The organism is Pseudomonas sp. TE31087 (assembly GCF_057284075.1).
Map to the genome: position 1 here is coordinate 5,338,729 of NZ_JBXVNN010000001.1, position 13,337 is coordinate 5,352,065.

Annotated in this window: 9 protein-coding genes and 1 pseudogene; 9 read left to right on the forward strand and 1 reads right to left on the reverse strand. The window is 66.3% G+C overall.

All coding sequences use genetic code 11. From position 1 onward, the window contains the following. Positions 1 to 154 precede the first annotated feature (154 nt). From mreB to tldD, 8 genes and pseudogenes are all read left to right on the forward strand, one after another. A complete protein-coding gene (gene mreB / locus ACZ899_RS24135; RefSeq protein WP_003255163.1) occupies positions 155 to 1,192 on the forward strand; it encodes a rod shape-determining protein MreB in 1,038 nt (345 codons plus the stop codon). Between the two features lie 161 nt (positions 1,193 to 1,353). Beyond that, a complete protein-coding gene (mreC, locus tag ACZ899_RS24140) occupies positions 1,354 to 2,382 on the forward strand; it encodes a rod shape-determining protein MreC (RefSeq protein ID WP_203652596.1) in 1,029 nt (342 codons plus the stop codon). Further along, positions 2,382 to 2,870 (forward strand): rod shape-determining protein MreD, encoded by a 489-nt coding sequence (gene mreD / locus ACZ899_RS24145; RefSeq protein ID WP_028689641.1) that lies wholly within the window; start codon positions 2,382 to 2,384, stop codon positions 2,868 to 2,870. The genes mreC and mreD overlap by 1 nt, the downstream gene beginning before the upstream one ends. Positions 2,871 to 2,902: 32 nt before the next feature. Then, entirely contained in the window at positions 2,903 to 3,502 is a 600-nt protein-coding gene (locus tag ACZ899_RS24150) for a Maf family protein (RefSeq protein ID WP_028689642.1), read from the forward strand. 71 nt (positions 3,503 to 3,573) lie between these two features. Continuing rightward, entirely contained in the window at positions 3,574 to 5,031 is a 1,458-nt protein-coding gene (gene rng, locus ACZ899_RS24155; RefSeq protein ID WP_050704083.1) for a ribonuclease G, read from the forward strand. A gap of 88 nt (positions 5,032 to 5,119) precedes the next feature. Continuing rightward, positions 5,120 to 8,930, forward strand: a pseudogene (locus ACZ899_RS24160) (YhdP family protein). A 12-nt stretch (positions 8,931 to 8,942) separates the two neighbouring features. Next, positions 8,943 to 9,794 carry a carbon-nitrogen hydrolase family protein gene (locus tag ACZ899_RS24165; RefSeq protein ID WP_234560388.1) on the forward strand — a complete coding sequence of 284 codons (852 nt, stop codon included), beginning with the start codon at positions 8,943 to 8,945 and terminating at the stop codon, positions 9,792 to 9,794. A gap of 2 nt (positions 9,795 to 9,796) precedes the next feature. Continuing rightward, positions 9,797 to 11,236, forward strand: coding sequence for a metalloprotease TldD (gene tldD / locus ACZ899_RS24170; protein WP_234560387.1), 1,440 nt, complete (start codon positions 9,797 to 9,799; stop codon positions 11,234 to 11,236). Between the two features lie 77 nt (positions 11,237 to 11,313). Here the strand turns inward: tldD and yjgA are convergent, their stop codons facing one another. Continuing rightward, complete coding sequence (yjgA, locus tag ACZ899_RS24175; RefSeq protein WP_110735683.1) at positions 11,314 to 11,835, reverse strand: ribosome biogenesis factor YjgA; 522 nt, start codon at positions 11,833 to 11,835, stop codon at positions 11,314 to 11,316. 109 nt (positions 11,836 to 11,944) lie between these two features. Here yjgA and pmbA point away from each other — a divergent pair, with 109 nt between their 5' ends. Beyond that, a complete protein-coding gene (gene pmbA / locus ACZ899_RS24180; RefSeq protein ID WP_234560386.1) occupies positions 11,945 to 13,291 on the forward strand; it encodes a metalloprotease PmbA in 1,347 nt (448 codons plus the stop codon). Positions 13,292 to 13,337: the final 46 nt, after the last annotated feature.

Genomic DNA, 13,337 nt, shown 5'->3' on the forward strand with positions numbered 1-13,337 from the left:
ATGCTGGGATTCTGGCGGTCAAAGGGCCGCGATCATCGGCAGGCATGCTCGGAAAAACAGCCAATTTAACATATTGGCTCCTTGCCCAAAATCCCTGCCATTGTTAGAGTTTGCCGCACTTTTTTACCCACGCTTTCCCCAGGGTCACTTTCCCATGTTCAAGAAACTGCGTGGCATGTTTTCCAGCGATCTGTCCATCGACCTGGGTACTGCCAACACCCTTATTTACGTGCGTGAGCGCGGTATCGTCCTGAATGAGCCCTCGGTGGTTGCCATCCGCACCCACGGCAACCAGAAAAGCGTCGTCGCAGTCGGTACCGAAGCCAAGCGCATGCTGGGCCGTACGCCTGGCAACATCGCGGCCATTCGCCCGATGAAAGATGGCGTGATCGCCGACTTCAGCGTTTGTGAAAAAATGTTGCAGTACTTCATCAACAAGGTGCACGAAAACAGCTTCCTGCAGCCCAGCCCTCGCGTGCTGATCTGCGTGCCGTGCAAGTCGACCCAGGTCGAGCGCCGTGCCATCCGTGAGTCGGCCCTTGGTGCCGGTGCCCGCGAAGTATTTCTGATCGAAGAACCAATGGCCGCCGCCATCGGTGCCGGCCTGCCGGTTGAAGAAGCCCGCGGCTCGATGGTCGTCGACATCGGTGGCGGTACCACCGAAATCGCCCTGATCTCGCTCAACGGCGTGGTCTACGCCGAGTCCGTTCGCGTCGGCGGCGACCGCTTCGACGAAGCCATCGTCACCTACGTGCGCCGCAACTACGGCAGCCTGATCGGCGAGTCCACCGCCGAGCGCATCAAGCAGGAAATCGGTACCGCCTACCCGGGCGGCGAAGTGCGCGAAGTCGACGTCCGTGGCCGCAACCTGGCCGAAGGCGTGCCGCGTGCCTTCACCCTGAACTCCAACGAAGTGCTCGAAGCGCTGCAGGAATCCCTGGCGACCATCGTCCAGGCGGTCAAGAGCGCCCTGGAGCAGTCGCCGCCCGAGCTGGCCTCGGACATCGCCGAGCGCGGCCTGGTGCTGACCGGCGGTGGCGCGCTGCTGCGCGACCTCGACAAGCTGCTGGCCCAGGAAACCGGTCTGCCGGTGATCGTCGCCGAAGACCCGCTGACCTGTGTCGCCCGCGGCGGTGGTCGTGCGCTGGAGATGATGGACAAGCACGCCATGGACCTGCTCTCCAGCGAGTGATCGCTGTGCAGTAGCATCCTCAGGTTTACAGGTGGCACGCACAGTGCTACCTGTATGCGCTGTGCTGGCGCCCGCCCGGGCGCCGTTTCCGTCAACCCGCAGCAGGCCGGTGCATTGCCCCATGTCCCATGACCTCCTGAGTCGTCCACGAGGAACGGCCCATTAAACCGCTTTTCTCCAAGGGCCCCTCGCTGGGCGTTCGCCTGCTCGTGCTGGTAGTGATGTCGGTCGCGCTGATGGTGGTCGATTCGCGCTTCGACCTGCTCAAGCCGGTGCGCAGCCAGATGGGCCTGGTGCTGATGGAATCCTACTGGATCACCGACCTGCCGCAGCGCATGTGGCAAGGTGTGGCCGGCCAGTTCGGCAGCCGCACCGAGCTGATCGCCGAGAACGAGAAACTCAAGACCGAGGCCCTGCTGTTGCAGGGGCGCCTGCAGAAGCTGGCGGCCCTGACCGAGCAGAACGTGCGCCTGCGCGAGTTGCTCAACTCCTCGGCGCTGGTCAACGAGAAGGTCGAGGTCGCCGAGCTGATCGGTGTCGACCCCAATCCCTTCACCCACCGCATCCTGATCAACAAGGGCGAGCGCGACGGCGTGTTCCTTGGCCAGCCGGTGCTCGATGCCCGCGGCCTGATGGGCCAGGTGGTCGAACTGATGCCGTACACCTCGCGGGTGCTGCTGCTCACCGACACCACCCACAGCATTCCGGTGCAGGTCAACCGCAACGGCCTGCGCGCCATCGCCAGCGGCACCGGCAACCCGGAGCGCCTCGAACTGCGCCATGTGGCCGACACCGCCGACATCAAGGAAGGCGACCTGCTGGTCAGCTCCGGCATGGGCCAGCGGTTCCCGGCTGGTTATCCGGTGGCCACGGTCAATGAAGTGATCCACGACTCCGGCCAGCCGTTCGCCATCGTCCGCGCCATCCCGACCGCCGCGCTCAACCGCAGCCGCTACATGCTGCTGGTGTTCAGCGACCGGCGCACGCCGGAAGAGCGCGCCACCGAGGCGGCGATTGCCCAGGAAGAGGCCGACCGCCAGGGCGCCGGCCACACTCCGCCGGCGGCCACGCCCGCACCGGCCCATGCCGCGCAGCCTGCGCCTGGCACCGCTCCTGCGGCTGCGCCTACGACGACCAGCCCGGCGCCGGTCCAACCGGCTGCCGCGCCCGCTCAACCCCGGAGACAATAATGGCCAGCACCCGTAGCAGAAACGGCTGGGCCATCTGGCTGACGTTCGCCATCGGCCTGTTGCTCAGCGTCTCGCCCATGCCGCAGTTCATGGAAGTGTTCCGGCCCATGTGGCTGGCCCTGCTGCTGGCCTTCTGGACCCTCGCCGTGCCCGGCAAGGTCGGCATGACCACGGCATTCCTGCTCGGCCTGGCCGAGGATGTGCTGTACGGTACCTTGCTTGGCCAGAATGCCCTGATTCTCACCCTGATCACCTTCCTGGTGCTGTCGTTGCAGCAGCGCCTGCGCATGTTCCCCATGTGGCAGCAGAGCCTGGTGATCCTGGTGATCTTCGGCATCGCCCAGTTGATCCAGCTGTGGCTAAGCGCGCTCACCGGCAATCGCCTGCCGACCCTGGCCCTGGTCTGGTCGGCGGTGATCAGCGCCTTGCTCTGGCCCTGGGTCAGCTTCGCCCTGCGCGGCCTGCGCGTTCGCCTGCACATTCACTGACGACCCGCCGCCACTGACAGGGAGATGTCCACATGACTCAGCTGTACCTGGCCTCCGGCTCGCCGCGCCGGCGTGAACTGCTGACCCAGATCGGCGTGCCGTTCACCGTCGTCAGCGCACCCATCGATGAAACCCCGCTGCCGGGTGAAGCCCCGGCGGCCTATGTCGAACGTCTGGCGCAAGCCAAGGCCGTGGCGGGCTTCGCCCACACCGACGGCGCCGGAGTGGTACTGGGCGCCGACACCACCGTGGTGCTCGATGGCCAGATCCTCGGCAAACCGGAGAACCGCGAGCAGGCGCTGGCCATGCTTGGCGACCTGTCCAAGCGCGAGCACCAGGTGCTCACCGCCGTCGCGCTGACCGACGGCCAGCGCAGCATCAGCCGTTGCGTCAGCACCACCGTGCGTTTTCGCACCATCTCCTTCGAGGAAGCGCTGCGCTACTGGGATAGCGGCGAACCGGTCGACAAGGCCGGCGGCTATGCCATCCAGGGCCTGGGCGCGGTGTTCGTCAGCGCTATCGAGGGCAGCTACTCGGCCGTGGTCGGCCTGCCCCTGAGCGAGACCGCCGAGCTGCTCGAGCAGTTCGCCATCCCTTGTTGGCAGCAGCAAGAGGATACGACACCACGCTAGGGTCGTTTAGAGCCTAGCCAGCCATCCCGCAGCGATCCATCATTACCCGAGACCTTTGACGAGAGCCTGCCATGAGTGAAGAGATCCTGATCAACATCACCCCGATGGAGTCACGCGTGGCGGTGGTGGAGAACGGCGTCCTGCAGGAGGTGCACGTTGAGCGCACCCAACGCCGTGGCATCGTCGGCAATATCTACAAGGGCAAGGTGGTGCGGGTCCTGCCGGGCATGCAGGCGGCATTCGTCGACATCGGCCTGGAGCGGGCGGCGTTCATCCACGCCTCGGAGATCTCCCAGCGCGAAGGTTCGGCGGTGGAGAACATCACCGCGCTGGTGCACGAAGGCCAGGCGCTGGTGGTGCAGGTCACCAAGGACCCCATCGGCAGCAAGGGCGCGCGCCTGACCACCCAGCTGTCGATTCCGTCGCGCTACCTGGTGTACATGCCGCGCAGCAGCCATGTCGGCATTTCCCTGAAGATCGAGGAAGAAGCCGAGCGTGAGCGCCTCAAGCAGGTGGTCACCGACTGCATGGCCCAGGAAGACATGAAGGACGCCGGCGGATTCATCCTGCGCACCGCCGCCGAGGGCGCCCGTGCCGAGGACATCCTTCAGGACATTCGCTACCTGCGCCGCCTGTGGGAGCAGATCGGCTCGCAGATCAAGACCTGCGGGGCGCCGGTGGTCATCTACGAGGACCTTGGCCTGGCCCTGCGCACCTTGCGCGACCTGGTCAACCCCAAGATCGAGAAGATCCGCATCGACTCGCGGGAAACCTTCCAGAAGACCACGCAGTTCGTTGCCGAGCTGATGCCGGAGATCGCCGATCGCCTGGAGCATTACCCTGGCGAGCGGCCGATCTTCGACCTGTATGGCGTGGAAGACGAGATCCAGCGCGCCCTGGAGCGCAAGGTGCCGCTCAAGTCCGGCGGCTACCTGGTGGTCGACCCGGCCGAGGCGATGACCACCATCGACGTCAATACAGGGGCGTTCGTCGGCCATCGCAACCTCGAGGAAACCATCTTCAAGACCAATCTCGAGGCCGCCACCGCCATTGCCCGGCAACTGCGCCTGCGCAACATCGGCGGGATCATCATCATCGACTTCATCGACATGGAGGACGAGGAGCACCAGCGCCAGGTCCTCAGGACCCTGGAGAAGCAGCTCGAACGTGACCATGCCAAGACCAACATCATCGGCATCACCGAGCTGGGCCTGGTGCAGATGACCCGCAAGCGCACCCGCGAAAGCCTTGAGCAGGTACTGTGCGAACCCTGCGCGGCGTGCCAGGGGCGCGGCAAGCTGAAGACCCCCGAGACGATCTGTTACGAAATTTTCCGCGAGATCCTGCGCGAGGCCCGTGCCTACCAGGCCGAGGGCTATCGGGTACTGGCCAACCAGAAGGTGGTGGACCGCCTGCTCGATGAAGAGTCGGGCAACGTCGCCGAACTGGAGACGTTCATCGGGCGAACCATCCGCTTCCAGGTGGAGTCCATGTACTCCCAGGAACAATACGATGTGGTGCTGCTCTGACCTTCGCTAATGGCGGTCGCCCCATGGACGGGCTGGCAAAGCGCTATTCACCGGCCATAGTTAAGGGACGACTTGGAGGGCCATGGCCATGGAACGTCTGACCCGCGTTCTGGGCGCCTTGACCCGCTGGGGGCTGGGAATCTGCGCCCTGCTGGCGGTGCTGGTGGCGCTGTATGTCAGCCTCGGTCGGCAACTGGTACCCCTGGTCGCCGAATACCGAGCCGACGCCGAACTCAAGGCCGAACAGGCCTTGGGCATGCCCGTGCACGTCGGTGCCCTGGAGGGGCGCTGGAGTGGCCTGGCGCCGGTGTTGCGCGTACGCGACTTGCAGCTGGGCGAAGGCAAGGCGGCCTTGCGCCTGGACGACGTCAAGCTGGTGCCCGACCTGTGGGCCAGCCTCAAGGCCCGCGAAGTGCGCCTGGCGCGCATCCAGCTCAGTGGTTTGCAACTGATCCTGCGCGAGAGCGAGCAGGGCGCCTGGACCCTCGAAGGCCTGCCGCAGAAGGATGATGCGCCGCTCGATCCGGCCGATGCGCTCAAGCGCCTGCGCCAACTGGGGCGGATCGATGTGTTCGACAGCCAGGTCACCCTGCATCCCTGGCAGCGTGATCCGCTGACCCTCACCTATGTCAGCCTGGGATTGCAGGCTGGCGCGTCGCGCCAGAGCGTCGACCTGCGCGCCACGCTGCCCGATGGCCAGCCCCTGGCCCTGAGCCTGAACAGCCGCGCCACCGCCCAAGGCCTGGCGCGACGGTCGCGTGCAGGCCTACCTGAGCCTGCCGCAAAGCGATTGGGCGCGCTGGCTGCCGCCGCAGCTGCTGGGCCAGTGGCAGGCCGACACCCTGCGCGCCGGTGGCGAGTTCTGGATCGACTGGAACAAGGGGCAGTTGCAGCAGGCGATGGTTCGTCTCAACGCCCCGCAGCTCAAGGGCGCCTACACCGGGCGCAAGGCCATCACCCTGGACAACCTGGCCCTGTCGGCCTGGTTCCAGCGCCAGGACCAGGGCTTTGACGTCGTCGTCGACTCCCTGGCCATGAGCCTGGGCAAGAACCGCTGGGAGTCGCACCTGCAACTGGTGCAGCGTCCTGGTCAGAGCCCGGCCGAGGAAAGCTGGCAGGTGCAGGCCGATCGCCTCGACCTGACCCCGCTGACCCCGGTGATCGACGCCCTGGCGCCGTTGCCGGACAAGCTGATGACGGTGGTCGACGCGCTCAAGGTGACCGGCGCCCTGCGCAACGTGCGCCTGGATATCCGCCCCAAGGCCGAGGGCGACCAGCGTTTGCAGTTCGCCGCCAACCTGGAGAAAGTCGGCTTCGACGCCTATCACGGGGCGCCGGCCGCCGGCAACGTCAGCGGCGCCATCAGCGGTGACCTCGGGCACGGCGAGCTGCGCCTGGATACCCAGGCCTTCATGCTGCATCTGTATCCGATCTTCGGCAAACCCTGGCATTACCCGAAAGCCAACGCACGGCTGACCTGGACCCTGGACAAGGAAGCCTTCACCCTGGTCGCCCCCTACATCAAGGTGCTGGGCGACGAGGGCAAGATCGCCGCGGACTTCCTCATCCGCATCCACCTGCAACCGGGCCACGAAGACTACATGGACCTGCGCGTAGGCCTTACCGAGGGCGACGGTCGCTACACCGCCAAATACCTGCCCGAGGTGCTCAGCCCGGCCCTGGACGAATGGCTGCGCAGTGCCATCGTCAAGGGCAATGTCGACGAGGGCTACTTCCAGTACCAGGGCTCGCTGCATCACAACGCGCCGCCCCATGCCCGCGATATCAGCCTGTTCTTCAAGGTCCACGACGCCGCGCTGGATTTCCAGCCGGGCTGGCCGCAGGTGCAGCAGGTCGACGGCAATGTCTACATCGAGGACACCGGCGTGCGCATCCAGGCCCGCAAAGGGCTGCTGCTGGATACCCAGGTCAGCGATGTCAGCGTCAACATTCCCCATGTCGAGGGCGATCAGCACAGCCACCTGTTCCTCGATGGCGACTTCGACGGCAGCCTCGGCGATGGCCTGAAGATCCTCAAGGAAGCGCCCATCGGTACGGGCGAGATCTTCGCTGGCTGGGACGGTGAAGGCCCGCTCAAAGGCAAGGTCAAGCTCGATATACCCCTGGCCCATGGGCAGCGGCCCAAGGTGCTGGTGGACTTCGCGACCCGCGACGCGACCCTGAAAGTGGCGCCGCCCAGCCTGGAACTGACCCAGCTCAAAGGCGACTTCACCTTCGATTTCGACAAAGGGCTGAGCGGCAAGGACATCAGCCTGCACGCCTTCGGCAAGCCGGTGACCGCGCAGATCACCGCCGAAGGGCAGGGTGGGCAGATTCAGACCCGCATCAACGCCAATGGCCAGGTCGGCCTCAAGGCCCTGACCGACTGGTTGCAGTACCAGCAACCGCTGCCGGCCTCCGGTGAGCTGCCCTATCAGTTGCAGGTGACACTCGGCAGTCGCGACAACCGCTTGAGCGTCAGTTCTTCGCTCAAAGGATTGGCCATCGACTTGCCGGCGCCTTTCGGCAAGGCTGCCGGGGAAACCCGCGACAGTCGTTTCGGCCTGACCCTGCAAGGCCCCGAGCGGCGCGTCGATGCCAGCTACACAGACCTTGCCCGCTTCGCCTACGCCGCGCCGGCCGACAAGCTGGCCCAGGGGCGTGGCGAGCTGCTGTTGGGCACGGGCGAAGCCAGCCTCCCAAGCGGCCAGGGCCTGCGCGTGCGTGGCCGGCTCGAGGCCTTGGACCTGGCACCCTGGCAGCAGCAGATGGAGCGCTTGGCCGGCAAGGATCCGGGTGGCAGCGCCCGGCAGAACCTGCAGAGCGTGGACCTGAGCATCGGCCAGCTCAAGGCCTTCGGCATGGACCTCAACCAGGCGGTGATCCGCCTGATGCGCGGCGGCCCGGCCTGGGACCTGCGCCTGGACAGTCAGGAAATCATCGGCAACGCCCGTATTCCCGATGCCAAGGCCACGCCCATGACCGTCCGCCTGCAGAGCCTGCGCCTGCCGCCGGCCGACCCGAATGAAGCCCAGGACGAGAACGCGCCGGACCCATTGGTCGGGGTCGACCCGCGCAAGGTGCCGCCGCTGGACCTGACCATCGACAAGCTGTACCGCGGCGACGACCTGTTCGGCAGTGTCAACCTGAAACTGCGCCAGACCGCCAAAGGCATGGCCATGAGCGATGTCGACCTGGACCTCAAGGGGCTGCACATTGATGGCAGCGGTGGCTGGGAAGGCGAGCCGGGCAGCAGTTCGAGCTGGTACAAGGGGCGGCTGGACGGCAAGAACCTGGGCGATGTGCTCAAGGCCTGGGGCTTCGCGCCCACCGTCACCAGCCGCGACTTCCGCATGGACGTGGACGGCCGCTGGCCGGGTTCGCCAGCCTGGGTCAGCCTCAACCGTTATTCCGGTAGCCTCGACGCGGCCCTGCGCAGCGGCCAGTTCGTCGAGGTCGAGGGCAGCGCCCAGGCCTTGCGGGTGTTCGGGCTGCTCAACTTCAACTCCATCGGCCGGCGCCTGCGCCTGGACTTCTCCGACCTGTTCAGCAAGGGCCTGGCCTATGACCGGGTCAAGGGCCTGCTGGTGGCCAGCGAAGGGGTCTACGTGACCCGTGAGCCGATCACCGTCACCGGGCCGTCGAGCAACTTCGAGCTCGACGGCACCATGGACTTCGTTCGTGACCGGGTCGATGCCAAGCTGCTGGTGACGCTGCCGGTGACCAACAACCTGCCGCTGGCCGCGCTGATCGTCGGCGCGCCGGCGATCGGCGGCGCGTTGTTCCTGGTTGACCGCCTGATCGGTGACCGGGTCGCGCGTTTCGCCAGTGTGCACTATCGCGTCGAAGGTCCGGTCAAAGAGCCTAAAATCACCTTTGTGAAACCTTTCGACAAATAACCCGGGGTGGTCATGACGTCAGCTGTGATCCAGATGGTCAGCCAGGACGATGTGCTGGCCAACCTGCAACGTGCCACAGCACTGCTCGAACAGGCCGCCGCCGGTGGCGCGCGCCTGGCGGTGTTGCCGGAGAACTTCGCCGCCATGGGCCGACGCGATGCCGCGGCCATCGGTCGGGCCGAGGCGCTGGGCGAGGGGCCGATCCTGCCCTGGTTGAAACGCACTGCCCGCGACCTCAGGTTATGGATAGTCGCGGGTACCTTGCCGCTGCCGCCGGTCGGCCAGCCGCATGCCAAGGCCCACGCCTGCTCGTTGCTGGTCGATGAGCACGGCGAGATCGCCGCCCGCTACGACAAGCTGCACCTGTTCGATGTGGACGTGGCCGACAACCGTGGCCGCTACCGCGAGTCGGACGACTACGCCCACGGCAGCCAGGTGGTGGTGGCTGACACACCCGTTGGCCGCCTGGGCCTGTCGGTGTGCTACGACCTGCGCTTCCCCGAGCTGTACAGCGCCTTGCGCGCCGCCGGGGCCGAGCTGATCAGCGCGCCGGCGGCGTTCACCGCGGTGACCGGAGCGGCGCATTGGGAAGTACTGATTCGCGCACGGGCCATCGAGACCCAGTGCTATGTATTGGCGGCCGCCCAGGGCGGCGTGCATCCAGGGCCGCGGGAAACCCACGGCCAGGCGGCGATCGTCGATCCCTGGGGGCGGATCGTCGCGCAACAGGTGCGGGGCGAAGCGGTATTGCTCGCCACGCGCGACAGTGAAGAACAGGCGTCCATCCGGGCGCGCATGCCGGTGGTCACGCACCGGCGCTTTTTCTCGCAGGACGCCTTGCGGCCTGCGCACACCTCGGAGTGACTATGAGCGAGATTTTATCCACCGTCAGCGAGCAGCTCCTGGCCCCGGGCGGCCTGACCCTCGACAGCCTGCAGACGGTGCTGGGCGAGCTGGCCGGCCCCGGCATCGATGCCGCCGACCTGTATTTCCAGGGCCAGATCTCGGAAACCTGGGCGCTGGAAGACGGCATCGTCAAAGAGGGCAGCTTCAACCTCGATCAGGGCGTGGGCGTGCGCGCCCAGTCCGGCGAGAAGACCGGCTTCGCCTACAGCAACGCGATCAACCTCGAAGCCCTGACCTCGGCGGCCCGCGCCGCCCGCTCGATTTCCCGCGCCGGGCAGGACGGTAAGGTGCAGGCGTTCCGCAGCCAGGATGTGACCGCCCTGTACGCGTCTGATAACCCCCTGGATGTGCTGAGCCGTGCCGAGAAGGTCGACCTGCTCAAGCGCGTCGATGCCGCCACCCGCGCCCTCGATCCGCGCATCCAGCAGGTCAGCGTGAGCATGGCCGGGGTCTGGGAGCGGATCCTGGTCGCCGCCGCCGATGGCAGCCTGGCCGCCGATGTGCGTCCGCTGGTGCGTTTCAATGTCAGCGTGATCGTCGAGCAGAATGGTCGTCGCGAGCGTGGCGGGCAGGGCGGTGGTGGGCGTACCGACTACCGTTACTTCACCGAGGAGCGGGTGATGGGCTATGCCCGCGAGGCGCTGCGCCAGGCGCTGGTCAACCTTGAGGCGATCCCGGCGCCGGCCGGCACGCTGCCGGTGGTGCTTGGCCCGGGCTGGTCCGGCGTGCTGCTGCACGAGGCGGTCGGTCACGGCCTGGAGGGCGACTTCAACCGCAAGGGCAGTTCGGCGTTCAGCGGGCGTATCGGCGAGAAAGTGGCCTCGAGCCTGTGCACCATCGTCGACGACGGGACCCTGGAGGGCCGCCGCGGCTCGCTCAGCATCGACGACGAAGGCACCCCGACCGAGTGCACCACGCTGATCGAGAACGGCATCCTCAAGGGCTACATGCAGGACAAGCTCAACGCCCGCCTGATGGGCATGGCGGTCACCGGCAACGGCCGGCGTGAGTCCTACGCCCACCTGCCGATGCCGCGCATGACCAACACCTACATGCGTGCCGGCGACAGCGACCCGGAGGAAATCATCCGCTCGGTGAAGAAGGGCATCTACTGCGCCAACCTTGGCGGTGGCCAGGTGGACATCACCAGCGGCAAGTTCGTGTTCTCCACCAGCGAGGCCTACCTGATCGAGGACGGCAAGATCACCGCGCCGGTGAAGGGTGCGACCTTGATCGGCAATGGTCCGGAAGCGATGAGCCGGGTATCGATGGTCGGCAATGACCTGGCGCTGGACAGCGGCGTGGGCACGTGCGGGAAGGATGGGCAGTCGGTGCCGGTAGGCGTTGGCCAGCCGACCCTGAAGCTGGATGCGATTACCGTGGGTGGTACAGGGGCTTGATGATCAATCGCGGGGCAAGCCCGCTCCCACGCCACCCTTACAGGCATTCGTGGGAGCGGGCTTGCCCCGCGATGGCCTCAACGCAGACCGCGCTGGACCTCGTCGAGGTCGCGGATGTACTTGAACACTTTACGCGCAGCCGCAGGCGGCTTGTTCCGCGCCTTCTCGTGCTGGGCATGACGGATCAGCGAGCGCAGGTGCTGGCGATCGGTGTCGGGAAACTCGTTGACGAAGCGTTCGAGGTCCTCGTCGTTACCGTCGATCAGGCGGTCGCGCCAGCGCTCGAGGCCGTGGAAGCGCTCGTTGTACTGGCGGCTGGAGCTGTCGATCTGATCGAGCACGGCATGAATGGCGTCCAGGTCCTGGTCGCGCATCAGCTTGCCGACGAACGACATGTGGCGTTTGCGGGCACCGTGTGCAACGTGCTTGCAGGCCTCGGCCAGCGCCTTGCGCAGCTCGTCGGTCAACGGCAGGCGGGCCAGGGTGTCGGCCTTGAGGGTGGTGAGGCGCTCACCGAGCTCGACCAGCGCATGCAGCTCGCGCTTGATCTGGGTTTTGCTTTTTTCGCCATCGAAGGCGTCGTCGTAAGAATCAACCATGGGGGCAGTCCGCAGGAAATCGCCGCCATGATAACCAGTCGGGGGCCGCTTGTCCGGCCCGGTCGTAGAATGACCCAAGCCGTACGCAGAATTTTCAGTGGAGAGAACCATGAGTGCAGTCCAGAGCGTAGGCCCCAAGGACCTGCCGGCGTTGCAGGAACAGGTCGAGGCGATCGTCGCCGAGGCGCGCCGTCAGGGCGCCAGCGCCTGCGAAGTGGCGGTGTCGCTGGAGCAGGGCCTGTCCACCACGGTGCGTCAGCGCGAAGTCGAGACGGTCGAGTTCAACCGCGACCAGGGCTTCGGCATCACCCTCTACGTTGGCCAGCGCAAGGGTTCGGCCAGCACCTCGGCCAGTGGTCCTGAGGCGATCCGCGAGACCGTCGCGGCAGCCCTGGCAATCGCCAAGCACACCTCCGAGGACGCGTGTTCGGGGCTGGCCGATGCCGCCCTGATGGCCCGCGAGATCCCTGACCTTGACCTGTACCACGACTGGGACATCGAGCCGGAGAAGGCCATCGAGATGGCGCTGGCCTGCGAGGCGGCGGCGTTCGACGCCGACAAGCGCATCCTCAACGCCGATGGCACCACCCTCAATACCCACCAGGGCGTGCGGGTCTATGGCAACAGCCACGGCTTCATCGGCGGTTATGCGTCCACCCGGCACAGCCTGAGCTGCGTGATGATCGCCGAGGCCGACGGGCAGATGCAGCGCGACTACTGGTACGACGTCAATCGCCAGGGCAACCAGCTGGCCGACCCGCGCAGCATCGGCCAGCGCGCCGCGCAACGCGCCGCCAGCCGCCTCGGCGCGCGTCCGGTGCCGACCTGCGAGGTGCCGGTGCTGTTCTCGGCGGAGCTTGCCGGCGGCCTGTTCGGCAGCTTCCTGTCGGCGATTTCCGGCGGCAACCTGTACCGCAAGTCGTCGTTCCTCGAAGGCACCCTCGGCCAGCGCCTGTTCCCCACCTGGCTGACCCTCGACGAGCGGCCGCACATCCCGCGCGCGCTGGGCAGCGCGGCATTCGACGGCGACGGACTGGCCACCTACGCCAAGCCGTTCGTCGACAAGGGCGAGCTGGTGTCCTACATCCTCGGCACCTATTCCGGGCGCAAGCTGAGCCTGCCGAGCACCGCCAACGCCGGGGGCGTGCACAACCTGTACGTCAGCCATGGCGTGGAGGACCAGGCGGCACTGATTCGCCGCATGGGCCGCGGCCTGCTGGTAACCGAGCTGATGGGGCATGGCCTGAACATGGTGACCGGAGACTATTCCCGTGGCGCTGCGGGCTTCTGGGTCGAAAACGGCGAGATCCAGTTCCCGGTCCAGGAAGTGACCATCGCCGGCAACATGAAGGACATGTTCCAGCAGATCGTGGCGATCGGCAGCGATATCGAGACCCGCAGCAATATCCACAGTGGCTCGGTGCTGATCGAGCGGATGACGCTGGCTGGCAGCTGATCGGCGCTCTGTCATCAGCAGGGGAGTAGGGGAGCGTGGGAGCGGG